The 24,786-nt window shown below is 66.7% G+C and carries 25 protein-coding genes; 12 read left to right on the forward strand and 13 right to left on the reverse strand.

Annotation, left to right across the window (positions count from 1 at the left end):
• Positions 1-57 precede the first annotated feature (57 nt).
• Both VG561_RS05645 and VG561_RS05650 read right to left on the reverse strand, forming a co-directional pair.
• Positions 58-996, reverse strand: a complete 939-nt coding sequence (locus VG561_RS05645) for an electron transfer flavoprotein subunit alpha/FixB family protein (protein ID WP_014645853.1) — start codon at positions 994-996, stop codon at positions 58-60.
• Positions 996-1,742 carry an electron transfer flavoprotein subunit beta/FixA family protein gene (locus tag VG561_RS05650; RefSeq protein ID WP_014035896.1) on the reverse strand — a complete coding sequence of 249 codons (747 nt, stop codon included), beginning with the start codon at positions 1,740-1,742 and terminating at the stop codon, positions 996-998. Before VG561_RS05650 ends, VG561_RS05645 begins: the two co-directional genes overlap by 1 nt.
• Positions 1,743-1,989: 247 nt before the next feature.
• On the opposite strand from VG561_RS05650, the gene VG561_RS05655 reads away from it, so the two are divergent.
• The 5 genes from VG561_RS05655 to rfbD all read left to right on the forward strand — a co-directional run bounded on the left by VG561_RS05655 (position 1,990) and on the right by rfbD (position 6,677).
• Complete coding sequence (locus VG561_RS05655; protein WP_423179445.1) at positions 1,990-3,207, forward strand: ArnT family glycosyltransferase; 1,218 nt, start codon at positions 1,990-1,992, stop codon at positions 3,205-3,207.
• 68 nt (positions 3,208-3,275) lie between these two features.
• Positions 3,276-4,331, forward strand: coding sequence for a dTDP-glucose 4,6-dehydratase (rfbB, locus tag VG561_RS05660; protein WP_069118021.1), 1,056 nt, complete (start codon positions 3,276-3,278; stop codon positions 4,329-4,331).
• Positions 4,332-4,345: 14 nt separating this feature from the next.
• Positions 4,346-5,233 (forward strand): glucose-1-phosphate thymidylyltransferase RfbA, encoded by an 888-nt coding sequence (rfbA, locus tag VG561_RS05665; protein ID WP_053494803.1) that lies wholly within the window; start codon positions 4,346-4,348, stop codon positions 5,231-5,233.
• Positions 5,230-5,787: a dTDP-4-dehydrorhamnose 3,5-epimerase gene (gene rfbC, locus VG561_RS05670; RefSeq protein ID WP_423179446.1), complete on the forward strand. Its 558-nt coding sequence runs from the start codon at positions 5,230-5,232 to the stop codon at positions 5,785-5,787. The genes rfbA and rfbC overlap by 4 nt, the downstream gene beginning before the upstream one ends.
• Positions 5,784-6,677 carry a dTDP-4-dehydrorhamnose reductase gene (gene rfbD / locus VG561_RS05675; RefSeq protein WP_423179447.1) on the forward strand — a complete coding sequence of 298 codons (894 nt, stop codon included), beginning with the start codon at positions 5,784-5,786 and terminating at the stop codon, positions 6,675-6,677. Before rfbC ends, rfbD begins: the two co-directional genes overlap by 4 nt.
• A gap of 103 nt (positions 6,678-6,780) precedes the next feature.
• Here rfbD and VG561_RS05680 read toward each other — a convergent pair whose 3' ends face one another.
• Both VG561_RS05680 and VG561_RS05685 read right to left on the reverse strand, forming a co-directional pair.
• The gene (locus VG561_RS05680; RefSeq protein ID WP_053494806.1) at positions 6,781-8,184 is read right to left on the reverse strand and encodes a mannose-1-phosphate guanylyltransferase/mannose-6-phosphate isomerase; all 1,404 of its coding nucleotides are present in this window, start codon (positions 8,182-8,184) and stop codon (positions 6,781-6,783) included.
• Between the two features lie 13 nt (positions 8,185-8,197).
• Entirely contained in the window at positions 8,198-9,544 is a 1,347-nt protein-coding gene (locus tag VG561_RS05685; RefSeq protein WP_053494807.1) for a phosphomannomutase/phosphoglucomutase, read from the reverse strand.
• Between the two features lie 657 nt (positions 9,545-10,201).
• Here VG561_RS05685 and VG561_RS05690 point away from each other — a divergent pair.
• Together VG561_RS05690 and VG561_RS05695 are read left to right on the forward strand one after the other, a co-directional pair.
• Positions 10,202-10,933, forward strand: coding sequence for a CoA transferase subunit A (locus tag VG561_RS05690; RefSeq protein WP_053494809.1), 732 nt, complete (start codon positions 10,202-10,204; stop codon positions 10,931-10,933).
• 1 nt (position 10,934) lies between these two features.
• On the forward strand, positions 10,935-11,564 hold the full coding sequence (locus VG561_RS05695; protein WP_142235414.1) for a CoA transferase subunit B: 630 nt from the start codon (positions 10,935-10,937) through the stop codon (positions 11,562-11,564).
• A 30-nt stretch (positions 11,565-11,594) separates the two neighbouring features.
• On the opposite strand, the gene VG561_RS05700 is transcribed toward VG561_RS05695, so the two are convergent.
• Positions 11,595-13,487 (reverse strand): glycoside hydrolase family 99-like domain-containing protein, encoded by a 1,893-nt coding sequence (locus tag VG561_RS05700; RefSeq protein WP_197574385.1) that lies wholly within the window; start codon positions 13,485-13,487, stop codon positions 11,595-11,597.
• 118 nt (positions 13,488-13,605) lie between these two features.
• Here VG561_RS05700 and VG561_RS05705 point away from each other — a divergent pair, with 118 nt between their 5' ends.
• Positions 13,606-14,193, forward strand: coding sequence for an alpha-ketoglutarate-dependent dioxygenase AlkB family protein (locus VG561_RS05705; RefSeq protein WP_014645863.1), 588 nt, complete (start codon positions 13,606-13,608; stop codon positions 14,191-14,193).
• Between the two features lie 75 nt (positions 14,194-14,268).
• Here the strand turns inward: VG561_RS05705 and VG561_RS05710 are convergent, their stop codons facing one another.
• From VG561_RS05710 to VG561_RS05725, 4 genes are read right to left on the reverse strand one after another with little or no spacing between them, the layout of a single operon-like run.
• Positions 14,269-14,910, reverse strand: a complete 642-nt coding sequence (locus VG561_RS05710; RefSeq protein ID WP_014645864.1) for an ABC-type transport auxiliary lipoprotein family protein — start codon at positions 14,908-14,910, stop codon at positions 14,269-14,271.
• Positions 14,907-15,833, reverse strand: a complete 927-nt coding sequence (locus VG561_RS05715; protein WP_014645865.1) for an MlaD family protein — start codon at positions 15,831-15,833, stop codon at positions 14,907-14,909. Before VG561_RS05715 ends, VG561_RS05710 begins: the two co-directional genes overlap by 4 nt.
• Positions 15,834-15,836: 3 nt before the next feature.
• Positions 15,837-16,664, reverse strand: a complete 828-nt coding sequence (locus VG561_RS05720) for an ABC transporter ATP-binding protein (protein WP_014645866.1) — start codon at positions 16,662-16,664, stop codon at positions 15,837-15,839.
• A gap of 1 nt (position 16,665) precedes the next feature.
• Positions 16,666-17,787: an MlaE family ABC transporter permease gene (locus tag VG561_RS05725; protein WP_423179448.1), complete on the reverse strand. Its 1,122-nt coding sequence runs from the start codon at positions 17,785-17,787 to the stop codon at positions 16,666-16,668.
• A 92-nt stretch (positions 17,788-17,879) separates the two neighbouring features.
• Here VG561_RS05725 and VG561_RS05730 point away from each other — a divergent pair, with 92 nt between their 5' ends.
• On the forward strand, positions 17,880-19,139 hold the full coding sequence (locus VG561_RS05730; RefSeq protein ID WP_046428410.1) for a threonine/serine ThrE exporter family protein: 1,260 nt from the start codon (positions 17,880-17,882) through the stop codon (positions 19,137-19,139).
• A 92-nt stretch (positions 19,140-19,231) separates the two neighbouring features.
• On the opposite strand, the gene VG561_RS05735 is transcribed toward VG561_RS05730, so the two are convergent.
• The 3 genes from VG561_RS05735 to VG561_RS05745 form a co-directional block, all read right to left on the reverse strand.
• Positions 19,232-19,615, reverse strand: coding sequence for an H-NS family nucleoid-associated regulatory protein (locus VG561_RS05735; RefSeq protein ID WP_010480700.1), 384 nt, complete (start codon positions 19,613-19,615; stop codon positions 19,232-19,234).
• A 221-nt stretch (positions 19,616-19,836) separates the two neighbouring features.
• Positions 19,837-21,540 carry a proline--tRNA ligase gene (locus VG561_RS05740; RefSeq protein WP_046428415.1) on the reverse strand — a complete coding sequence of 568 codons (1,704 nt, stop codon included), beginning with the start codon at positions 21,538-21,540 and terminating at the stop codon, positions 19,837-19,839.
• Positions 21,480-21,893: a DUF4124 domain-containing protein gene (locus VG561_RS05745; RefSeq protein WP_423179449.1), complete on the reverse strand. Its 414-nt coding sequence runs from the start codon at positions 21,891-21,893 to the stop codon at positions 21,480-21,482. The genes VG561_RS05740 and VG561_RS05745 overlap by 61 nt, the downstream gene beginning before the upstream one ends.
• Positions 21,894-21,973: 80 nt before the next feature.
• Between VG561_RS05745 and pssA the strand changes: the two genes are divergently transcribed.
• From pssA to rimI, 3 genes are read left to right on the forward strand one after another with little or no spacing between them, the layout of a single operon-like run.
• Entirely contained in the window at positions 21,974-22,750 is a 777-nt protein-coding gene (pssA, locus tag VG561_RS05750) for a CDP-diacylglycerol--serine O-phosphatidyltransferase (RefSeq protein WP_005415206.1), read from the forward strand.
• Positions 22,747-23,250: a hypothetical protein gene (locus VG561_RS05755; protein ID WP_014645872.1), complete on the forward strand. Its 504-nt coding sequence runs from the start codon at positions 22,747-22,749 to the stop codon at positions 23,248-23,250. Before pssA ends, VG561_RS05755 begins: the two co-directional genes overlap by 4 nt.
• A complete protein-coding gene (gene rimI, locus VG561_RS05760; protein WP_014645873.1) occupies positions 23,247-23,744 on the forward strand; it encodes a ribosomal protein S18-alanine N-acetyltransferase in 498 nt (165 codons plus the stop codon). The genes VG561_RS05755 and rimI overlap by 4 nt, the downstream gene beginning before the upstream one ends.
• A 45-nt stretch (positions 23,745-23,789) precedes the next feature.
• Here the strand turns inward: rimI and VG561_RS05765 are convergent, their stop codons facing one another.
• The gene (locus VG561_RS05765) at positions 23,790-24,611 is read right to left on the reverse strand and encodes an EamA family transporter (RefSeq protein ID WP_032962266.1); all 822 of its coding nucleotides are present in this window, start codon (positions 24,609-24,611) and stop codon (positions 23,790-23,792) included.
• Positions 24,612-24,786: the final 175 nt, after the last annotated feature.

The raw sequence follows: 24,786 nt of genomic DNA on the forward strand, positions 1-24,786 counted from the left end.
ACGAGTGGCAGGGTGGGCAATGTCTGCCCACCCTGCGAGTTGCTACGCAGGTTTCGACTACAGCGCCTTTTCCAGCTCCGGCAGGATTGCAAACAGATCGCCCACCAGGCCGATATCGGCAATCTCGAAGATCGGCGAATCCGGATCCTTGTTGATCGCGACGATCGTGCCGGCATCCTTGATACCGGTCAGGTGCTGGATGGCGCCACTGATGCCGACGGCCACGTAAAGTTCCGGCGCGATGATCTTGCCGGTCTGGCCGACCTGCAGGTCGCTGGGCACGTAGCCGGCATCAACCGCAGCGCGCGAGGCACCGACGGCGGCACCGAGCTTGTCGGCCAGCTGGAAGATGACCTTGAAGTTCTCTTCCGAACCGACACCACGGCCACCGGAGACCACGCGCTTGGCGCTCTGCAGGTCCGGGCGGTCGCTGGCACCAGCGGCGAGGCCGACGAAGCGGGTGTGGGTCGGCAGGGCAGCATCGACGCTGGCCGCTTCGATGGTGGCGCTGCCGCCCTGGGCGGCTTCCGGCCACGAGGCGGCACGCACGGTGGCAACCACGATCTGGTCGGCCGGGGCTTCCACGGTGATGATCGCGTTGCCGGCGTAGATCGGGCGCTTGAAGGTGTGGCTGCCTTCAACGCTCATCAGGTCGGAAACCTGGTTGACGCCCAGCAGGGCGGCCACGCACGGCATCAGGTCCTTGCCGAAGGTGGTCGACGGGCCGAACACGTGGGTGTAACCCTTGGCCAGCTGCGCGATCTGCGGTGCCAGCACCTGGGCGATGGCCTGCGCGTTGGCAGCGTTGGCCACGGTCAGGACCTTGGCGACGCCAGCGATCTTCGCGGCCTCGGCAGCCACGGCAGCCGGATCGGCGGCCAGCACCAGCACGTCGATGCTGGCGCCGCTGATGGCGGCAGCAGCGCTGACGGTCTTGGCGGTGGCGGCGTTGAGCTTGCCGTCGTGGTGCTCGGCGATGACGAGAATCCTGCTCATTACAGCAACCCCTTCTGCTTGAGTGCGGCAACCAGTTCGGCCGCGTCCTTGACCATCACACCCTTGCTGCGCTTGGACGGCGCGGCGTACTGGGTGGTCTTGAAGGTGTCGGCGGCTTCAACGCCGAGGTCGGCCAGCTGCAGGGTCTCCAGCGGCTTGGCCTTGGCCTTCATGATGTCCGGCAGCTTGATGAAGCGCGGCTCGTTCAGGCGCAGGTCGGTGGTGACCACGGCCGGCAGATCGACTTCCAGCGTTTCCAGGCCGGCGTCGACTTCGCGGGTCACCGTGGCCTTGCCGTCGGCAATGTCCAGCTTGCTGGCGAAGGTCGCCTGCGGGCGCCCCCACAGCGTGGCCAGCATCTGGCCGGTCTGGTTGGCGTCGTCGTCGATCGCCTGCTTGCCCAGGATCACCAGGTCCGGCTGTTCCTTCTCGATCAGCTTGAGCAGGGTGCGCGCGGCGGTCAGCGGCTGGATGGCCTGGTCGGTGACCACATGGACGGCGCGGTTGGCGCCCATGGCCAGGCCGTTGCGCAGGTGCGCCTGGGCATCGGCCGGGGCGATGGTGGCGACCACGACTTCGCTGGCGATGCCCTTGTCGCGCAGGCGCAGGGCCTCTTCCAGGGCGATTTCATCGAAGGGGTTGGGGGACAGCTTGACGCCGTCGGTGACCACGCCGGAACCGTCCGGCTTGACCTGAATGCGGACGTTGTAGTCCACCACGCGCTTGTACGCGACGAGGATTTTCATCTGGTACGGGGTCCTTCAATAACGGAGAGAACGTCCGGTCCTCGCACAGCAACCGGTTCGGGGGTGGGACCCCGATTCTAACTGGCCTTTGTCGACCATGCGAATGCGTATGGTGAAACGGCGTCCTGTATCCACGTCGCCTGAGTGGCTACTCTAGCGGCCGGTTCCGCTGCCCCGCCACATGCCTTCATTGACCTCGCCCCCTCCATACCGCCTGCTGCTGGCGATTGCCGTTGCTGGTGTGGCCATGCGCCTGCTGTTCGTGCAATGGATCCCCTTGCAGCCCGTTGCCGATTTCGGCCGCTATCTGGAGGTTGCCAGCAGCGTTGCCAGCGGTGGCGGCTTCCGGATTTCAGGCATTCCCTATGTGTCCCAGCCTCCGTTGTACCCCGGAGTGCTCGGCGCCTGGTTCATGCTCACCGGCGTGAACGTGGGCGCGGGCAAGATTCTCAATGTCCTGCTCTGGGCCGGCACGCTGGTTTCGTGGATCGTTCTGGGGGTGCGCCTCCAGCTGCGCCCGGCCTGGCAGGTTGCCTCTCTGGCAGTGCTGGCATTCCATCCGGCGCTGGTCGCCTACAGCAATGTACTGGGTACCGAATCGCTGTCACTGTTCCTTGCCGTGTTCGGCATGCTTGTGGCGGTCGTGCGTTTTCCGGGCCGATGGCTGCTGCTGGGAGCCGTGCTGGCACTTACCGCGTTGAACCGGCCACAGATGCTGCCGTTGCCGGGAGCCGTGGCACTGGCGTTGCTCCTGCGTGATGGGATGCGCATCGCCACCTGGCGGCGGATCAGCATGGTGGTGCTGGGTTTTCTGCTGGTACTGGGGCCGTGGACCCTGCGCAACGCAGTTCTTTTCGGCCAGTTTGTGCCCGTCAGTGCAAACAGCGGGTATGTGCTGATGGTCAACAACAACGATGCCAATGCGCATGGCGGGTGGATGCCCTTGAAGGATGTCCCGCTCCAGGCTGACGACAAGGCCCGGTTCGCCGATGCTGGATTTCCCCAAGGGTTCTTCAGCGGAGAAAGCGAGGACTGGAAGCTCCGCCACTGGACGCCTGCGGCCGACGTGATTGGCTCAGCAATTGGCCGCCGTTGGATTTCCGAACACCCCGGCCGCTTCCTGGAGTTGGCGCTGCTGCGCGTGCGCGGATCGTTCGATGTCGGCAGCCTCCTGCATTGGCCGTTCCTGGAGAGAGGCGGTGCTCCGGTGTGGCTGGGTAGGTTGACGCTGGCACTCAACATTGCGTTGACGGCCTGGACGATGGTTGCGCTGCTGCGCATCTGCCTCCACCTGCGCCGCTGGCAGCCCGTTCATTGGCTTGCCGTGGCCACACTTGGCCTGGGAATGGTGTCGATCCTGCTGTTCGAGGGGCAGGGACGCTACCTCCTGCCACTGGTCCCAGGGGCGCTGTTCATCATTGCCGCCGCGGGCAGGCTACGCTTGCCCAGCCGGATCAACGCTTGATATCCCGTGGTCCTCCGAACCCTTCGCTGCAGACACGTCCCAACCCGTACCAATCAGGAGAACAGGTAGTGCCCACATGGCTTGTCACCGGCGGTGCCGGATTCATTGGCGGTAACTTCGTTCTCGAAGCGGTCGCCCGTGGCATCAAGGTCGTCAATCTCGACGCACTGACCTACGCCGGCAACCTGAAGACCCTGGCCAGCCTGGACGGCAACCCGCGGCATGTGTTCGTGCAGGGCGATATCGGCGACAGCGCGCTGGTCGCCCGCCTGCTGACCGAGCACCAGCCCGATGCAGTGCTGAACTTCGCCGCCGAAAGCCACGTGGACCGTTCCATCGACGGCCCAGGCGCCTTCATCCAGACCAATGTGGTGGGCACCCTGGGTTTGCTTGAAGCGGTACGCGACTACTGGAAGGCGCTGCCGGCCGGACAAGGGGCGGCCTTCCGCTTCCTGCATGTGTCCACCGATGAGGTGTATGGCACCCTGGGCGAGACCGGCAGGTTCAGTGAAACCACCCCGTACGCCCCGAATTCGCCGTACTCGGCGTCGAAGGCCGCTTCGGACCACCTGGTGCGTGCGTTCCACCACACCTACGGGCTGCCGGTGCTGACCACCAACTGCTCCAACAACTACGGCCCGTATCACTTCCCCGAGAAGCTGATCCCGCTGGTGATCGCCAAGGCGCTGGCTGGCGAACCGCTGCCGGTGTACGGCGATGGCAAGCAGGTGCGCGACTGGCTGTTCGTGTCCGACCACTGCGAAGCGATCCGCACCGTGCTGGCCAAGGGCCAGGTCGGCGAGACCTACAACGTCGGCGGCAACTCGGAAAAGCAGAACATCGAAGTGGTGCAGGCGATCTGCGCACTGCTGGACCAGCGCCGTCCGCGCGAGGACGGCAAGCCGCGCAGCAGCCAGATCACCTATGTCACCGACCGTCCTGGCCATGACCGCCGCTACGCGATCGATGCTTCCAAGCTGAAGAACGAGCTGGGCTGGGAACCGGCCTACACCTTCGAGCAGGGCATCACCTTCACCGTCGACTGGTACCTGGACAACCAGGACTGGGTCAACGGCGTGCTCGACGGCAGCTACCGCCTGCAGCGCATCGGCACCACGGACTGAACCCAGGAGACACCATGACCCAGCGCAAGGGCATCATCCTCGCCGGTGGCTCCGGCACCCGCCTATATCCAATCACCAAGGGTGTCAGCAAGCAGCTGCTGCCGGTGTATGACAAGCCGATGATCTACTACCCGCTCAGCGTACTGATGCTGGCGGGCATCCGCGAAGTGCTGATCATCAACACCCCGCACGAGCAGGCGCTGTTCCAGCAGCTGCTGGGCGACGGTTCGCAGTGGGGAATGGACATCCAGTACGCGGTGCAGCCGAGCCCAGATGGCCTGGCCCAGGCCTACCTGATCGGCCGCGACTTCGTGGCTGGCAAGCCGAGCTGCCTGGTGCTGGGCGACAACATCTTCCACGGCCACGGCCTGCGCGAGGTGCTCAAGCGTGCTGACGAGCGCGTGCACGGCTCGACCGTGTTCGGGTATTGGGTCAATGACCCGGAACGGTATGGCGTGGCCGAGTTCGACCAGGGCGGCAAGGTGATCGATCTGGTGGAGAAGCCGGAAAAGCCGCGCTCCAACTATGCGGTGACCGGCCTGTACTTCTATGACGGCAAGGCCTGCGATTACGCGGCCGAATTGAAGCCGTCACCGCGTGGCGAACTGGAGATCACCGATCTCAACAAGCGTTACCTGGCCGAAGGCGACCTGCACCTGGAGGCGCTCGGCCGTGGCTATGCGTGGCTGGATACCGGTACCCACCAGTCGCTGCTGGAAGCATCCAACTTCATCGAGACGATCCAGACCCGTCAGGGCCTGCAGGTCTGCTGTCCCGAGGAAATCGCGTTCGGCAAGGGCTGGATCAACGCTGGACAATTGGAAGCGCTGGCCGCGCCGTTGATCAAGAACAGCTACGGTGAATACCTGCATAAGCTCGCCGTGCGTGGAGTCGTTCCATGAAAGTGATTGAAACCCGGTTGCCCGGCTGCGTGGTGATCGAGCCGGCGGTGTTCGGCGATGCCCGCGGTTATTTCTTCGAAACCTGGAATGCCGAGCGCTTCGCCGCGCTGGGCCTGCCGGACCGTTTCGTGCAGAGCAACGTGTCGACGTCCGCACAGGGCGTGCTGCGCGGCCTGCATTACCAGTGGCCGCGGCCGCAGGGCAAGCTGGTCAGCGTGCTGGAAGGCGAGGTCTACGACGTGGCCGTGGATATCCGCTGCGGTTCGCCGACCTTCTGCCAGTGGGAAGCGGTGGTGCTGAGCGCGGAGAACAAGAAGCAGTTCTGGATTCCGGAGGGCTTTGCCCATGGCTTTGCCGTGTTGTCCGAGCGTGCGGTGTTCAGCTACCTGTGCACCGAGGTTTATCTGAAGGACTTCGATGCAGGTGTCCGCTGGAACGACGCCGACATCGCGGTGGACTGGCCGGTGAGCACACCAACGCTGTCGGCCAAGGACGAGAACGCGCCGTTCCTCAAGGACATTGCTGAAGATCGCCTGCCGGTCTACGTGCCATGACCGTGCTGGTGTTCGGTGGCAACGGGCAGGTGGGCCAGGAGTTGCTGCGCGCGCTGGCGCCGCTGGGGAAGGTGATTGCAACCACGCGCAGCGGCCAACTGCCCGACGGAAGTACCTGTGAAACGGCCGATTTCGGCCAGCCCGACAGCCTGCCGGCATTGCTGGACCGCGTGCAGCCATTGGTAGTGGTCAATGCGGCGGCTTACACCGCTGTTGATCACGCCGAACAGGACGTCGATGCGGCCTTCGCCGCCAACGCGCAGGCACCAGGCGTGATCGCGCGCTGGTGTGCGGCGCATGGCGTGCCGTTCGTGCATTACTCCACCGACTACGTGTTCGACGGCCAGGGCAGCGCGCCCTACCGCGAGGACCAGCCGACCGCACCGCTCGGCGTGTATGGCACGAGCAAGCGCGATGGCGAGGACGCGGTGCGTGCGGCCGGTGGCCGCCATCTGATCTTTCGCACGGCGTGGGTGTATGCCTCGCACGGCGCGAACTTCCTGCGCACCATGCTGCGCGTGGGCGCCGAGCGCGATGCGTTGCGGGTGGTGGCCGACCAGATCGGTACACCGACGCCGGCCGCGTTGATCGCCGATGTCACCGCGCAGGCACTGCAGCATCCTGGGCAGTTGTCGGGTACCTGGCACCTGACCGCCAGCGGCCGGACCAGCTGGCATGGCTTTGCCGAGGCCATATTTGCCGAGGCGTTGGCCAGCGGCGTGTTGGCCAAGGTGCCGACGGTCGAGGCGATTCCCAGTTCCGAGTATCCGACCCCGGCCAGGCGCCCGGCCTGGTCGGTGCTGGACAACCGCAAGCTGCAGCAGGATTTCGGCGTCGTGCTGCCGAGCTGGCAGGATGGCCTGAAGCGGGTGATGGCGGAGCTGGCCTGACGGCCGTAGCGCCGGGCCAAGCCCGGCGACGCAGCGCTGCCGGGCCGATCAGGAACGGGTCAGAGCCCGTTGCGCAGCAACGGGATCCGACCCCGGGCAAACCTCAGCTGCGCCCGTAGGTATCCTCGAACCGCACGATGTCATCCTCGCCCAGGTAGCTGCCGGACTGCACTTCGATCAGTTCCAGCGGCAGCTTGCCCGGGTTGCGCAGGCGGTGGGTCACGCCCAGCGGAATATAGGTGCTCTGGTTCTCGCTGAGCAGGATCACCTCGTCACCACGGGTCACTTCAGCGGTGCCGCTGACCACGATCCAGTGTTCGGCGCGATGGTGATGCATCTGCAGGCTCAGCGTGCCGCCGGGCTTGACCGTGATCCGCTTGACCTGGAAGCGCTCGCCGTTGTCGATCGAATCGTAGGCACCCCACGGGCGATAGACCTTGCGGTGCCAGGTGGCCTCGCTGCGGCCTTCGGCCTTCAGCTGCGCCACTACGGTCTTGACCTCCTGCATGCGATCGGCCTTGCCGACCAGCACCGCGTCGTCGGTTTCCACCACTACCACGTCATCCAGCCCGACCAGCGCCACCAGGCGCTGTGCGTAGGCATAGGTGTTGCGGCAGTCGATGGCAATCACGTCGCCCTGGTGGGCGTTGCCATCGCCGTCCTGCTGCGAGACATCGCGCAGCGCGGTCCACGAGCCGACATCGTTCCAGCCGGCATCCAGTGGAATCACCACGGCATCGGCGGTCTTCTCCATCACCGCATAGTCGATCGAATCGGACGGAACGGCAGTGAAGGCCTCCTTGTCCAGGCGGGTGAAATCGGCATCGCGACGCGCCTGCTGCCAGGCCTGGCGGCTGCCGGCGAGCATGGCGGGCTGGAAGCGTTCCAGCTCCTGCAGGTAGCGCGAGGCCTTGAACAGGAACATGCCGCTGTTCCAGTAGTACTGGCCGCTGCTGACGTAGCGGGTGGCGGTGCCCAGGTCGGGCTTCTCGACGAAGCGCTCGACCGCGCGCAGGCCCTGGCCATCGGCGGCCTTGATATAGCCGTAGCCGGTTTCCGGGCCGGTCGGCACGATGCCGAAGGTCACCAGCTTTCCGGCTTCGGCAGCAGCGGCGGCGGCCTGGACGGCGCTGCGGAATGCAGTCTCGTTGTTGATCACATGATCGGAGGGCAGCACCAGCAGCAGCGCGTCGCCGCCGTCGCGGGTGGCTTCCAGCGCGGCCACCGCGATCGCCGGTGCCGTGTTGCGGCCGACCGGCTCAAGGATGATCGCGGCTGGCTCGGCGCCAACCTGCTGCAGCTGCTCGGCGGCAACAAAGCGGTGTTCCTCGTTGGCAATCACCAACGGGCCGCGTGCGGCAATCGGCGCCACCCGCTGCCAGGTGGCCTGCAGCATCGTCTGTTCGCTGGCCAGCGGAAGGAACTGCTTGGGATAGGCTTCGCGCGAAAGCGGCCACAGACGGGTACCGGAGCCACCGGACAGGATGACAGGCTGGATAGTGCTCATGGCCTTCCTTTGATTATTTCTGCAGCAGGGAGGAAATCTCGTCGGTACGCGCCTGCATCAATGCAGCGTCTCCCCGCGATTCCACATTCAGGCGCAGCAGCGGTTCAGTGTTGGAGCTGCGCAGGTTGAAGCGCCAGTCGCCGAAATCGGCGCTGACGCCATCGGTGTAGTCCAGCGCGGGCGACTGCGCGGCGAAGTGTTCCATCACGCGTGTGACCGCAGCCTTGGCATCGGCAACCTTGAAGTTGATCTCACCGCTGCAAGGGTAGGCGGCCATGCGGTCTTCAACCCAGTCGGCCAGCGAGCGGCCGCTTTCGGAGACCAGCTGGGCGATCAGCAGCCACGGAATCATGCCCGAGTCGGCATACGCGAACTCGCGGAAGTAGTGGTGGGCGCTCATCTCGCCGCCGTACACGGCATCCTCCGCGCGCATCTTTTCCTTGATGAAGGCGTGGCCACTCTTGCACAGCACTGGCACGCCACCGGCCTGTTCGACCATCTCCACGGTGTTCCAGACCAGGCGGGGGTCATGCACGACCTTGCCACCCGGATGGTGGGCGAGGATTGCCTTGGCCAGCAGGCCGACCAGGTAGTAGCCCTCGATGAAGCGGCCGTTGTGGTCGAAGAAGAAACAGCGGTCGAAATCGCCATCCCACGCAATGCCGAAGTCCGCGCCATGTTCGCGCACGGCGTCGGCGGTGGCGGCGCGGTTTTCCGGCAACAGTGGATTGGGAATGCCGTTGGGGAAGCTGCCGTCCGGTTCGTGGCAGATGCGGATGAACTCGAACGGCAGGTGCGGTGCCAGCAGGTCGACGATGGCACCGGCGCCGCCGTTGCCGGCGTTGACAACGATCTGCAGTGGCTTGAGCTTGCTGGTGTCAACGTAGCTCAGCAGGTGCTGGATGTAGGCGCTCTTGTCATGCTGGGCGATCTGGCCGGCGCAAGGCGGCTGTGCCGCGGATGAATCGGCGGCGACCGCATCGGAGATCGCGAACAGGCCGGTATCGGAGCTGATCGGCCGGGCGTTCTCCTTGACCAGCTTCATGCCGTTGTAATCCATTGGATTGTGGCTGGCAGTGACCATCACCCCGCCGGCAGCCCCCAGGTGATCGGTCTGGAAATAGACCTCCTCGGTGCCACACAGGCCGATGTCGATGACTTCGCGGCCGGCACCGCGCAGGCCGGCCGCCAGCGCGTCCTGCAGCGCGGGGCTGGTCAGGCGGACGTCGTGGCCCAGCACCACCGGGCCCGGAGCGAGCTGTGCATTCAGGGCCGTGCCGATCCGGCGTGCCAGGTCTTCGTTCAGTTCTTCCGGCACGCGGCCGCGGATGTCATAGGCCTTGAAGGCGGGCAGGGGCATCGGTCAGATCCAATGTGAGCTTAGCCACTGATTGTAGCCTTTGTCCTGTATGGGAATCGTTTCCATTCCGCAACTCCCGGTGATTGGCTGGGGGTATCGGGTACGCGGGGGCGCCCGTACCGCTTGGCAAGCGGGTAAACGGCCGCTGGCTGGGCGATCACGGCCAGGCCAGCCTGCGTCAAGTGGCCGGGAGCCAGCAGCAGCCCCAGGAGTTCCTGCCACTGGCAGCCAAACGCGATCACGCCGTTGCTGGCGTACTTGACGTGGCGGAGCAGGACCGGCGGGCGATGGCCGGACGCGGACAGCTGCAGGGATGACGCAGGCTTGTGGCGCGGTTGCTTCCCCCCGCCAGGAACTTCTGGCCGAGCATTTCACCCTGGCGACGCGCCTGTCGCCGCATGGCTGCGTGCCGCGACATCTGACAGGCAGCGTTCACCCTTTTCCAGCGGCCACGCGTCCGTCCCGCGAAGCAGGCCCTCTTCGTTGCAGGTCCGGGCCATCAGTGCGGGCGAGCCGGGCGCCGCGCCCACCACCGGCAGGAGAAACCCCCATGCAACGCAGCCCTTGGCGATGCCTCGGCAATGCTGCGGCGCATCCAGCTCTTTCGTTGCCTCCGGCTAGAATGCGGTCATCCTCAACGTGCAGGGCAGTAGAGCAATGCAGCAATCGACTTCCGGCGGAAAGCGCGGCAAGCGCTTCGCCAGTGCGACGGAGGCCCTGCAGGGGGTGGTCGCCGATGGACAGACCCTGGCCGTGGGCGGCTTTGGCCTGTGTGGCATTCCCGAGGCGCTGATCGCTGCGCTGCGCGACAGTGGCGTCAAGGGCCTGACCGTGATCTCCAACAATGCCGGTGTCGATGGCTTCGGACTGGGCCAGCTGCTGGAAACCCGGCAGATCAAGAAAATGATTTCGTCCTACGTGGGCGAGAACAAGGAATTCGAACGGCAGTTTCTGGCTGGTGAGCTGGAGCTGGAGTTCAACCCGCAGGGCACACTGGCCGAGCGCCTGCGTGCCGGTGGTGCGGGTATTCCGGCGTTCTTCACTGCCACCGGCTATGGCACGGTGGTTGCCGAGGGCAAGGAAACCCGCGAGTTCGACGGCAAGCACTACGTGATGGAGACGGCGCTGCGCGCCGATGTGGCACTGGTCAAGGCCTGGAAGGCCGACGAGGCCGGCAACCTGGTGTTCCGCAAGACCGCACGCAACTTCAACCCGGCCTGTGCGATGGCCGGCAAGGTCTGCATCGTGGAAGTGGAGGAGGTGGTGCCGGTCGGTGCCATCGACCCGGACCAGGTGCACCTGCCAGGCATCTATGTGCACCGCATCGTGCACAACGCGCATCCTGAGAAGCGAATCGAACAGCGCACCATCCGCGCGGAGGGCAACTGACATGGCGTGGACCCGTGACGAGATGGCGGCACGCGCCGCCCAGGAGCTGATCGATGGCGCCTACGTGAACCTGGGCATCGGCCTGCCGACGCTGGTTGCCAATCACATTCCCGAAGGCGTGGATGTGTGGCTGCAGTCGGAGAACGGCCTGCTCGGCATCGGCCCGTTCCCGACCGACGCTGAAGTCGACGCGGACCTGATCAATGCCGGCAAGCAGACGGTTACGGCGCGTGCCGGTGCCAGCTACTTCGGCAGCCACGACAGCTTCGCGATGATCCGCGGTGGCCATGTGAACCTGGCCATCCTTGGCGCCATGCAGGTCACCGACCAGGGTGACCTGGCCAACTGGATGGTGCCCGGCAAGATGGTCAAGGGCATGGGCGGGGCAATGGACCTGGTCGCCGGCGTGCAGCGCGTTGTGGTGCTGATGGAGCACACTGCCAAGAACGGCGAGCACAAGATCCTGGCCGAATGCACGCTGCCGTTGACCGGCGTGGGCGTGGTCGACCGCATCATCACCGATCTGGCGGTGTTCGACGTGACTGACAAGGGCCTGTTGCTGGTGGAGGCCGCGCCGGGTGTCAGCGATGAAGAACTGAAGGAAAAGACCGGCGTCGCGTTCCGGCGCTGAGGTCAACGATGTTGTCGCGCAGCGCCAGCCTCAGGGTTGGCGTTGTGGGCTTGCGACGACGTAGCCGGCGTTGGCAACAAGGTCCGGCAGCAACTGCATGACCGGATCAAGTGCATTGTCGTTGTCCAGCTCACTGGGATAGCAGTGCGCATCCAGCAGTGACCGCAACGCCGACGCCCGCAGCCACATCGTGCCTGCTGTCTGCGGCGTAGGGGCGTCGGCCATCCCAAGCCGCGCCGCCCAGCGGAGATGACGGCGTGTAACGGCGACGGCCTCCGGAGTGGATGCCGCGAACATGCCCAGCGCAGGTTGCTCATCGAACTGTTGAAGCACAGCGTCGAGATCCGCCGTTCCTGGTAGCTGCGGTCTTGCCTCGCCGCTTCCGCGGAGGTCCAGCCAGCAGGCCAGCAACGATGGATCCGGACCAAAAGCCTCCAGGACCTGCACGATGCTGGACAGGGCATTGCCCGCATGGCCGATGATATCGACCGCAGCGTCATGAGGGCGCTGCGCCATTGGAATGAAAACACGGTAGCTCACGCCCAGGCCGCTGGCGGCCTCGCAAGCTGTAGCGATCAGCCCGGGATCATCAATGAGAATCAGCAGGCAGGCCCGCAGGGGGCCGGCGGGCGAAGCCGGGGACAGCGCTTGGCGCGTCGCGTCAAGCCAGGCATGCCCAAGCCGGGCATCCGGTTCCAGCACCGCGCCTTCGGCCCATTCGTTCCAGGCATTGATGAAGACCATGCGTTGGCGCGCAGGCGCCAGGGCCAGGCGTTCATGGATCGTGGTGCGCAACCAGTCGCGGTAGCCACGGGGTGAGGCGTGCAGGTACACGCGGCCGCGGCCGGAACGACGCGCCTCGTTGTCCCAGCCCGGGTTCACGCCAGGATAGAGCGGATAATCCGGCAGTGGCCGCGCTGCGATTTCTGCAGCCAGTTCGCGCCAGTCGCGTACATCGCCATTGAAGGCAGGATTGAGCAGCCACTGCTGTGCCGACAACGAGCGCGGGTTACTCATGTTCGGCGGGAATTCGACGGCGGCATCAAAGCCGATATCGCGCGGATCCGGTCGCTCGAAGCCTTGGACGTAGGCCAGGTGGATCTCGCCCACGCCGTTGTCGCGGCACCAGCGGCGCCAGCGCTCGGCAGTCGCCCGGGCGTCGGGCAGCAGGTTCGGGCGATAGACCAGCAGCATCGGCCGACCCTCGACCTTCAATGCACGGCGGTCGCGCAGGTAGGGCGCGACATGTGCGATGAAGGCCAGATCGTCCTCTGCGCTGTGCTGCTGGCCGATCAGGATGTCGTCGTCGCGGCCGTCCCAGCGTCGTGCCCAGTTCTCGTTGGCCCAGCACAGGCAGAACGGCAGGTCGATGCTGTCATCGGCCAGCCATTGACGCAGCGGGTCCTCCATCAGGGTGCGGCCGCTGAACCAATAGTAGTAGAAGCAGAATGCGCCGATGCCGTACTCCGCAGCCAAGCGTGCCTGGTCACGCATCACCTGCGGGTTGCGCAGGTCATAAAAGCCGAGGTCGGCCGGCAGGCGGGGTTGGATGTGACCCTCGAACTGCGGCAGGGCGCGGGTGACGTTGCGCCACTCGGTAAAGCCCTTGCCCCACCAGGCGTCGTTCTCCGGGAAGGTATGGAACTGCGGCAGGTAGAAAGCGACCAGCGTCGCCGGCATGGGTGACGGCAATGCTCCCTCACGCCATGGCACGTGGCCGATCGCCGGTTCATCGGCACGCCAGCGCAGCTGGGCACTGGCGCGCGCGCCCCCCTCATCCTGCTGCCCCTTGGGGGGCGGCGGCACCCAGTCGCCATGCCGTGCCAACAGCCGGGTGCGCAACCGGTCGCGCTGCGCCTGCGGCAACGGCAAGGCCCGGAACACGGCGCGCAGCAACGGGAACAGCGACTGGCGCAGGCTCATCGGGCGAGGCCTCGCGACAGCGGGCGGTAGGACGGGATCAGCATCTGGGCAACGGTCATGGCGCCATTTTCGGTGCTGGCGGCCATGACGGCAAACGGCGGCGTGCTAGCGTGTGACCATGCTGTTCCCCCACGACCTGCCCGATGCCGATGTCCTGCACCTGCCGGGATGGCTGGCTGCGGCCGAGGCCGACCAGCTCCTGTATTCGCTGCAGGCCGAAGTGCCCTGGGAAACCCATCGCATCCGCATGTTCGGCAACTGGGTGGACTCGCCGCGGCTGAGCTGCTGGATCGGCGACCCGCAGGCCCGCTATCGCTATTCCGGTGCCGAGTTCGTGCCGCGCCCCTGGCCACCGGTGTTGCAGGCCATGCGCGGGCGCCTGGAAGCCGAAGGCCACGGCCGCTTCAACAGCGTGCTGCTGAACCGCTACCGCGGTGGCGGTGACTACATGGGCTGGCACAGCGATGACGAGCCGGAGCTGGGTCCGGCCCCGGTGATCGCTTCGCTGAGCCTGGGCGCGGCGCGCCGATTCCTGCTGCGACGCCGCGACGACCCGGCACGCAAGGCTGAATTCGTGCTGGGCCACGGCGACCTGCTGCTGATGGCCGGACAGACCCAGCGCTTCTACCAGCACGCGCTGCCGAAGATGGCGCGGGTTCACGGCGAGCGGATCAACCTGACCTTCCGTTGGATTTCGCCGCGTTGACGAAGAAGGGGTCAGGTCCCTTTCCGGCCGGAAAGGGATCTGAGCCCGTAACCACGCGCCCGGCGAATGCTGCGATCAGCGCGCAACGGTCGGCTGGTCGGCCTGCCCGCTCTGCAGCGTCCAGCCCACCACGTCCTGCGCCAGCTGCTGCAGGCCACGCTCGAACGCGGCGGTCACCGCCGGTACGTCGGTGCTGCCGACCGGCTGCGCCTGGCGGAAGGTGCGGTCAGCGACCACACGCTGGTCGGCGACATGGATCAGCTTGGCGTTGACCTCGATCACCACGGTGGGCGTGGCCTGGCCCTGGTAATCCGATTCGAAGCGGCGCACATCGGTGGACAGCTTGTAGTCGGCGCGGATGCCGGCGGTGCTGCGGGCCACGCCGCGGATGCGGCCGGAATCCTCGAAGCCACGCAGCAGGGTGTCTTCGATCATGTCGGTGGCCGGTTGCGCCCAGCTGGCACCCTTGTAGATCTCAAGCTGCGACGGTGTCGGCCGCACATTGATGCGCGGGCTGTCGACCATGCGCGCGGCGCTGGGCTTGGCCAGTACCAGCTGCCAGCTGGCCTGCGGCCACGCCGGGTCCGCCTTGACCTGCACGGACGGCGAGTACAGCGTCACCGCGGTTTTCTCGCTGCTGCCGAGGATGGAGCAGCCCCCCAGCAGGGTGACCATCGAAGCGGCCAGCAGCAGGCGCGGAAGGGTGGTCGGGCTCATTTGGGTTCGAACTCCTTCGGTGCGTCGCGGCCCAGCAGGTAGCGCGCGGGGTTGTTCTCGAGGCGGTCGCTGACCCGGCGCAGGTCGCGGATCAGGCCGCGCAGTTCGGTCAGCGTCGGGCCCAGCTGGCCGAGGCCATCGTTGGCGAAGCTGTTGATCGCGGCGCGGTTCTCGCCAAGGATCGAATCGGCGTTGCCGGCGGCCGAGTCGAGCTTGGCCAGGGTCGCGTCGAGCTTGTCGATGATGCCGGGCAGCTGCTGCACCAGGTTCCTGTCCAGGCGCTCGATGGTGCCGTTGGTGGTCTTCAGCGTGGTGTCCAGGCTGCGGGCGGCATCGCGCGCGCTGAGCAGCAGCGCCTGCGTGCCCTGGTCACGGTCGGCCAGGCCGCCGCTGATCGTCTCCAGGTTGGCCAGCGTCGCGTTGATCGAGGCCACGTTGCGGTCGCTGAGGATCTGGTCCATGCGCTCGACGATGCGGTTGGCGACGTCGGTGATGTTCTGCAGCGCAGAGGGCGTGGTCGGGATGATCGGTGCCGGGTCCTTGTTGACCGTGGTCAGCGCCGGCGACTGCGGCGTGCCGCCGCTGAGCTGGATGATCGACGGGCCGGTCAGGCTGGTGATCGCCAGCTTGGCGCGGGTATCGGTCTTGACCGGCGTGTTGGAGTTCAGGCGGATGCGCGCGACTACCTGGCGCGGGTCGTCCGGCACCAGGTTCAGTTCGGTGATCGAGCCCACCGCGATGCCGTTGTACTGCACCGGGCTGCCCACCGACAGGCCGGTCACCGCTTCGCGGAACACCACGCGGTACTCCTGCCAGGTACGGTCGGAGGAGTATTTGGCGGCCCACAGGCCAAAGGCCAGCAGGGCCAGGCCGGTGATCAGGGTGAACGCGCCGATCAGCACGTAGTTGGCTTTGGTTTCCATGGCTCAGGCACTCTCGATCTGTTCGCCACGCGCGGCGCGCGCGCGGGGTCCGTGGAAGTATTCCTGGATCCACGGATGATCCAGTTTCTCGATGTCAGGCAAGGGTGCGTTGGCCACCACCTTGCGGTCGGCGATCACCGCGACCCGGTCGCAGATCGCGTACAGCGTGTCCAGGTCGTGGGTGATCAGGAACACGGTCAGCCCCAGCGCTTCCTGCAGGGTCTTGATCAGGCGGTCGAACGCGGCCGCGCCGATCGGGTCGAGGCCGGCGGTGGGTTCGTCCAGGAACAGCAATGGCGGATCCAGCGCCAGTGCCCGGGCCAGGCCGGCGCGCTTGCGCATGCCGCCGGACAGCTGTGAGGGCAGCTTGTTGATCGCATCGGCGGGCAGGCCGGCCAGCTTCACTTTCAGCAGCGCCAGTTCGTAGTGCCAGCGCTCGGGCAGCTCGCGATGGTGTTCCTTCAGCGGCACCTGCACGTTCTCGCCCACGGTCAGCGAGGAGAACAGGGCGCCATCCTGGAACAACACGCCGGTGTTGCGCTCGATGTGCAGCCGGCTCTCGGCGTCGTCGGCACGCGCGTCGCGGCCGAGTACTTCGATCTGCCCGGCATCGGGCACGCGCAGGCCCAGGATCGAGCGCATCAGCACCGATTTGCCGGTACCGGAGCCGCCGACCACGCCCAGGATTTCGCCGCGACGCACATCCAGGTCCAGGTCTTCGTGCACGGTCTGGCTGCCGAAGCGGTTGACCAGGCCACGCACGCGGATGGCCAGTTCGTGGCCCTGGTCGTCGCGCATGTCGATGGAGTCGGGGAGGGCGGATGTGCTCATGTCACCAGTCCATGTGCATGAACCACAACGCCGCGAAGGCGTCGATGATGATCACCAGCGAGATCGTCTGCACCACGCTGGAGGTGGTGCGCTCGCCGACCGACTGCGCGGTGCCCTCGACCTTCAGTCCTTCCAGGCAGCCGATCAGGCCGATCACCAGCGCGAACACGGGTGCCTTGGACAGGCCGACCAGCAGGTGCCGCACTTCCATCGTCTCGTGCATGCGCGCGATGTACATCTGCGGCGGGATGTCGAGGTCGAACGCGCCGACGGTGATGCCGCCGGCCAGGCCCGCGATCATCGCGATGAAGGTCAGCAAGGGCAGGGTGACCAGCAGCGCCAGCAGTCGCGGCAGCACCAGCAGGTCGACCGGGTCCAGGCCCAGCGTGCGCATTGCATCGATCTCCTCGCGTGCCTTCATCGCACCAATCTGCGCGGTGAACGCACTGGCGGTGCGGCCGGCCAGCACGATCGCGGTCAGCAGTACCGCGAACTCGCGCAGGAAGGCGATGTTGACCAGCTCGACCACATAGATCTCGGCGCCGAAGTCGCGCAGGATGGTCGAGCCGAGGAATGCGATCACCGCACCCACCAGGTAGGACAGCAGCGCCACCAGCGGTACCGCATCCAGCCCCACCTGCTCCATCTGGTGCACGGTGGCGGTCAGCCGGAAGCGGCGGGGTTCCTTGACCAGCCGGGCCGCCTTGACCAGGTTCTCGCCGAGGAAACTGCACAGCGCCTTGATGTTGTGGCCAGTGGCGTGGACGCTGACACCCAGCCGTTCCAGCGCGGCCAGCACGCCGAAATCGCGCTTGGGCTTGGGGCGGTCGTCGGCCACTTCCTCGATGGTGCACACCAGCGCCTGGTGGTCCGCGCGGAACTGCAGTGCGTCTTCGTGCAGATCGGCACGGTGGGCCACGCGCAGCACCTGCAGCACGCCGGCCGAATCCAGCTGCTCGATGCCGGTGGCATCGATGCCGGTCAGCTTGTCGGGAACGCCGTGCAGGACCTCGGCCGCGGCCAGCGCGGTCTTCAAGGTCCAGGTGCCGGACAGGTGGATCAGGCCCGGGTCATGGGCATCCTGTTGGAGCTGGGGGGCGAGGTTCGGGGTGACGTGGGCCATTCGGGTCGCAGCATAACCGTTCTGTATCGGGCTTCGCGTCGAACTCGGATGAATTTCTCCGGTGGGCCCCAGCGTAGGTAATACTACGGCGCATGTCCGCAGACGCTCACACGATCCCCACGCCCCAGGCCACCTACGCACAGCGCGTGGCCTTTGTTTCCGAGATCGCCGGACGCCTGCACAGCTATGGCACCACGGCCCAGCGCCTGGAAACGGCGGTGGTGGCACTGGCCCGCCAGCTCGATCTGGATTGTGAACCGTGGTCGAATCCCACCGGTATCATCCTCAGCTTCAGCGATCCGGCGCAGGCGATCGGCTCCAGCGACATCACCCGCGTGATCCGCCTGGCGCCCGGTGAGAACGACCTGCACAAGCTCAGCGTCGCCGACCATATCGCCGAAGAAGTGTCCAACGGGCGGATGAGCATCGCCCAGGGCCATACCGCGCTGCGCCAGCTGGACAAGGATCCGGGCCGGCGCGGCAAGCTGCGCACCATCCTGTCATTCACCCTCGGCGCGGCCGGCGTGGCCGGCATGTGGAAGCTGCCGTGGCTGGACATCGCCACCGCCGGTGTCATCGGCCTGATGATCGGCCTGCTCGGCATGGTCACCGACCGCCGCCCGGCCACCCGCGAAGCGGCCGAGGCGCTGGCGGCGCTGCTGGCCGGCATGGTCGCCACCCTGGTGGCGTCCTTCATTGGCGCGCTCAACCTCAATACGGTGATCATCGCCTCGCTGGTGGTGCTGCTGCCCGGCATGTCACTGACCAATGCGGTCAATGAGCTGGCCAGCCAGCACTGGGTGTCGGGCACCGCGCGCTTTGCCGGCGCGCTGACCACCATCATGAAGCTCAGCGTCGGCGCGATGATCGCGGTGACCCTGGCCGACGTGCTCGGGCTGGATCCGGTGATCCGCGCCGCGCGGCCGCAGGGGCCGTGGGTGGAGTGGGGTTCGCTGCTGACCGCGGCCTTTGCGTTCGCGATGCTGTTCAAGGCCAACCGGCGCGATTACCCGTGGGTGATCGCCGCCTCGGTGGCCGGTTATGCGATCTCCAAGTTCGGCGGCCATGCCTGGGGGGCGCCGGCCGGCATCTTCCTGTCGGCGATGCTGCTGACCGCGGGCGGCAATCTGTTCGGTCGCCTGGTCGGGCGTCCGGGCGCGATCATCCGCCTGCCCGGCATCATCATGATGGTGCCCGGCAGCACCAGCCTGCGCGGCGTGCTGACCCTGGTCCAGCAACAGGATGTCGGCGCCGGCCAGAGCGTGTTCCTCACCGTGCTCAACGTGGTGATGGCGCTGGTCGCCGGCCTGCTGTTCGGCAACCTGCTGATGCCCGCTCGCAAGACCCTGTGATGATGTCGGTGGGTGTGGACCCCGGTCCACACACCCGAGAATGAAAAACGCCGGCGTCCGCCGGCGTCTTTCGTTCCAACCTGATCCCGGCCTCAGGCCTTCTTGATCAGGAAATCTTCCGGCTTCTTGTTGCCCTTGGCGGTCAGTTCAGCCATCCAGCGCGGCTGCTTGCCACGGCCGGTCCAGGTTTCCTTCGGATTGGCCGGGTTGCGGTACTTCGGTGCAACCTTGCCCAGCTTGCGGCCGGCGGTCTTCGACGGGGCCTTGGCGGCCGGGGCGGCCTTGCGGGCACGCGTGGCCGGGGCGCTGCCGAACAGTTCTTCGATGGTGTAACCCTCGGTCTTGGCCAGCTTGGTCAGCTGGGCCCGGACCTTGGTGATCGGCCGGCGCTTGGCGACGATGGTCTGCTGCTTCTTGGCGGTACGGATCAGGGCGCCCAGCTCGCGTGCTGACAGGCCGGTCAGGTCAATGCTCATTTACGGTTACTCCGGAAACTAATGTGTGGACGGGACAAGCCAGTCCATGGCGTCGGCGGACAGAATAGAGATGAATTAATCACAGCACAAATGCAGGCGGGTCATGGCGTGGCGGCATGCAGACGCCGTCGCGGTGATTTTGACCGGATTATGTCCGCTGCAATATCGGGGAAGGGCGCGGGCAAGAAAAAAGACCGGGGCAGGCCCCGGTCTTTTCCTGATCAGCCCTGCAGACGCTGCAGCAGGGAGGCCTTGTCCAGGTTCTCCGCGTCGCTGGCGCGGCGCGAGCGGTACTCGTAGGTGCCAGCGGCCAGGCCGCGTTCGCTGACCACCACGCGATGCGGAATACCGATCAGCTCCATGTCGGCGAACATCGCGCCCGGGCGCAGGCCGCGGTCGTCGAGTGCAGCGTCCAGGCCCGCGTCGCGCAGCTCCTGCAGCAGGTTGGCAGCGGCGTCGGCCACGGCCGCATCGCCCTTCGGGTTGATCACGCACACCACCACCTGCCACGGCGCCATCGCGTCCGGCCAGATGATGCCGGCATCGTCATGGTTCTGTTCGATCGCGGCAGCCACCACGCGCGAGATGCCGATGCCGTAGCACCCCATCGCCATCACCGCGGCCTTGCCGTTCTCGTCCAGCACGGTGGCATCCAGCGCTTCGGCGTACTTGCGGCCGAGCTGGAACACATGGCCGACTTCGATGCCACGTGCGATCTTCAGTTCACCGCCGTCCACGGCACGGTCGCCGGCCCGCACGTTGCGGATGTCGGCCACTTCCGGTTCCGGCAGGTCGCGGCCCCAGTTGACGCCGGCCAGGTGGAAACCGGCTTCGTTGGCGCCGACGACGAAGTCGGCCATCGCCGCCACTTCGCGATCGGCGACCACGCGGATGGCCTTGGCCGGCGCGACCGGGCCAAGGAAGCCCGGCACGCTGCCCAGGTGCTCGGCGATTTCCGCCTCGCTGGCGAAGCGCTGCTCGTCCAGGCCGGCGACCTTGGCCAGCTTGATCTCGTTGACCTCATGGTCGCCACGCACCAGCGCCAGCACGAACTGCTGTGCCTTGCCTTCGCCGGCGATCAGCGCCACCGACTTCACCGTGCGCTGCAGGTCGATGCCGAGCAGCGCCGCGACGTCCTCGCAGGTCTTCTGGGTGGGGGTATCCACCTTGCGCATCGTTTCGGTGGCGGCCGCACGCGGCGCCGGGTCGGCGGCAATCGCCGCTTCCATGTTGGCTGCGTAGTCCGAGCCGGTGGAGAACACCAGCGCGTCCTCGCCGGAATCGGCGATGACGTGGAATTCCTGCGACGCATCACCGCCGATGGCACCGGAGTCCGCCTGCACCATGCGGAAATCCAGGCCGAGGCGGGTGAAGATGCGGCTGTAGGCCGACTTCATGTTCTCGTATTCGCGCACCAGGCACTCATCGTGCAGGTGGAACGAATAGGCGTCCTTCATCAGGAACTCGCGCGAACGCATCACGCCGAAGCGCGGGCGGATCTCGTCGCGGAACTTGGTCTGCACCTGGTAGAAGTTCACCGGCAGCTGCTTGTAGCTGGACAGCTCGCTGCGCGCGAAGTCGCAGGCGGCTTCTTCGGCGGTCGGGCTGTAGCAGAACACCTGGTCCTTGCGGTCCTTGATCTTCAGCAGCTGCGGGCCGAACTTCTGCCAGCGGCCGGTCTGCTCCCACAGTTCCTTCGGCTGGATGGTCGGGATCTGGAATTCCACGGCACCGGCCCGGTCCATTTCCTCGCGCACGATGCGCTCGACCTTGCGCAGCACGCGCAGGCCCAGCGGCGACCAGGTGTACAGGCCCGATGCCAGCTTGCGGATCATGCCCGCGCGCAGCATCAGCCGATGGCTGGTCAGCTCGGCGTCGCTGGGGGTTTCCTTGGTGGTATGCAGGTGGAACTGGGAGAGGCGCATCGTCGGCTTCGGATAACGGCAGAGACCTCTATTCTGCCAGCCCGGCCGGGGGGAGGGGTATCGGCCTTGCCATCACCATCGGTGTCCTGCATCACCTGGCCACCACCGTCCAGCAGGGCCAGGTTGGCCCGGGCCGTGCTGCACTGCCCAGGGACCGGCGCGGCCGGGGTCTCGGTGCTGGCTGCGGCCTGCGGGGTGCGGGCCTGTTCGCGGGTCTCGAACTTCTTGCCCGCCGGCGGGGTCTCCGAATACTGGGTTACGCCATGGGCGTCCTTCCATTTGTAGACGGGGCCGGCCAAGGCGTTGGCACTGGCCAACAGCAGCAGGCATCCAAGGCAGGACAGGGCACGCATGGCAGACTCCACGGAATGGGCGCAGAACGCCGATTGCAGCATTGGCGCCGACCGCTGGCAAGTCGATTAAACTGGATTCCATGGACCCGATCACACCGCCGCCGCGCTCGCGCACGATTTACCTGCTGCCCAACCTGTTCACCACCGCCGGCCTGTTCGCCGGTTTCTACGCGATCATCGCCGCGGCCAACGGGGATTTCGTTAATGCCAGCATCGCCGTGTTCGTGGCGGCGGTGATGGATGGACTGGACGGGCGCGTGGCGCGCCTGACCGGTACCAGCAGCGAATTCGGCGTGCAGTACGACTCGCTGGCCGACCTGGTCAGCTTCGGCATGGCCCCGGCGCTGGTGATGTACCACTGGTCGCTGTCGTGGCTGAAGTTCGACGATCCGCTGCTCGGCCGCGTCGGCTGGGCCGTGGCCTTCCTGTATGCGGCCTGCGCGGCGCTGCGCCTGGCCCGCTTCAATACCCAGGTAGCGGTGGTCGACAAGCGCTGGTTCGTCGGCCTGGCCAGCCCGGCAGCAGCGGGCCTGATGATGTCCTTCGTCTGGGCGTTCGCCGATGGCAACCTGGGCTGGGACGGCAACCAGCTGCGGTACGTGGCGCTGGCGGTGACGATCATCGCTGCGCTGCTGATGGTCAGCCGCATCCGCTTCTGGAGCTTCAAGGGTGGCGCTGCCAAGGGCACCCGTTCGGACCGCGTGCCGTTCCTGGTGCTGGCACTGGTGCCGGTGGCGATCGCCATTGCGGTCATCGACCTGCCGCGCGTGCTGTTCGCGGTCGGCATCCTGTACGCCTTGTCCGGCCCGGTGATGTGGGCCGTGCAGCGCCTGCGCAAGAAGCCCGAGGCCGCGTGAGCCAGGACCTGCCCGTGCTGTGGTCACCGGCCCAGCAGGCCTGGCTGCAGGCCATGGGCTACACCGTCTATCACGATGGCCAGCTGGCTGCCGAGCTGGATGCCGCGCTGCAGTTGAGCGTGGCCGAAGCCGAGGCCAGCGTCGCCCCGCCGGAACCGGTGCGGGCCCCCGTGCCGTCGCGCGAACAGCATGCCGGGGTGGCGCCCGCAGCCCGCCCGGAACGGCCGGCACCGCCGCGCCGCGAAACGCCGGTCAGTGCCCCGGATACCGTGCCGGCGGCTGAGCGCCCGATGCCCAGCGGCAACGCGCGCCAGCCGGTGGTCCGCCTGCCGGATCGCCTGCAGATCGCGCTGCTGCGTGCGTCCGGCTGCAACCCGAACGACCCGGCTACGCAGCGGTTGATGGACAGCTGGCCGCTGGACCAGCTGCGCCACGACCCGGCCGCCAAGCGTGCGCTGTGGCCGCAGCTGCGTGCCCTGCGCAAGCGGGGCACGCCATGAGCGCGGTCACCCGGCCCGGCCCGGTCAGCCTGCGTGCGTTGCGCGAGAGCGACCTCAATGCGGTAATGGCGATCGAACTGCGCGGCTACCCTTTTCCCTGGACCCGCGGCATCTTCATCGACTGCCTGCGTGCCGGCTATCCCGGCCTGGCGATGGAGCGCGATGGCCTGCTGGTCGGCTATGGCGTGCTCAGCATCGCCGCCGATGAAGCGCACGTGCTGAACATCTGCATCGATCCGCTGGCACAGTCGCGCGGGCTGGGCCGCCAGCTGCTGCGCGCGCTGGTGCAGCTGGCCGCCGACCGTGGCGCACAGCGCGTCTTCCTGGAAGTGCGTCCGTCCAATACGCCGGCGCTGGCGCTGTATCACAGCGAAGGATTCAACGAGATCGGCCGCCGCCCGCGCTACTACCCGGCTGCACAGGGCCGCGAGGATGCGGTCGTGATGGCGATCGAGCTGGTCGACGGCGATCTGCAGGAAATGCCGCCGCTGTAACGCAGACGGGTTGCCGGCCAGCGGCCGGCACTACCGATGCGTCGCTCACGCCAGCCGCAACGCCAGCACGCCGCCCACGATGAGCGACGCTGCCAGCCAGCGCGTGCGCGGCACCCGCTCGCGCAGCAGGAACACCGAGATCAGCAGCGCGAACAGGATCGAGGATTCGCGCAGCGCCGAGATCATTGCCACCGGCGCCTGGGTCATGGCCCACAACGCCATCGCATAGGAGGCGGTGGTGCCGACGCCACCGGCCAGTCCCAGCGGCCAATGCTGCCGCGCATAGTCCAGTACCGCGCCGCCGCGCGTATACAACGCCCACAGCGGCAGCGGGATGCCCGACAGCAGGAACAACCACAACGTGTAGCTGAGCGCGCTGCCGGACTGGCGCGCACCCTGCGCATCGACCAGCGTGTAGGTGGCGATCATCGCCGCTGTCAGCAGCGGCAGGCGCAGCTGGCCGCCGCGCGCACCCAGTGCCATGCACAGGATGCCGGTGCTCACCAGCACCACGCCCAGCCACGCTGCGGCGGGCAATGGCTCACCGAGCAGGGTGCCGGCCAGTGCGACCAGGATCGGCGCGCTGCCACGCATCAGCGGGTAGGCCAGGCTCATGTCGACCTGCTGGTAACAACGCGCGACCAGCCCGTAGTAGGTCACCTGCAGCAGCACCGACGCAGCCAGCCAGGGCCAGCTGTGCGCGGCCGGGAAGGGCAGGAAGGGCAGGGCGGCGGCCGACAGCAACGCGGCACTGCCGGTCACCAGCACGGTACCGAGGAACTTGTCCGGGCCGCGCTTGACGATCGCATTCCAGCTGGCATGCAGCGCCGCGGCAGCGAGGACGAGCAGGAAGATGGAAAGCGGCATCCGCCGATGATGCCATGCGGGGCAAATGGAAACGCCGGGCATCGCCCGGCGTTTCCGATTCCGCTTCGGTGGGTGCCAACCTCTCCCGCCGTGGTAGGTGCCAACCTCTCCCGCCGTGGCAGGTGCCAACCTCCCCTGCCGTGGCAGGTGCCAACCTTGGTTGGCACGCACCAGA

The sequence above is a fragment of the Stenotrophomonas sp. CASM110 genome (genome assembly GCF_049384345.1).
Taxonomy (GTDB): Bacteria; Pseudomonadota; Gammaproteobacteria; order Xanthomonadales; family Xanthomonadaceae; genus Stenotrophomonas; species Stenotrophomonas muris.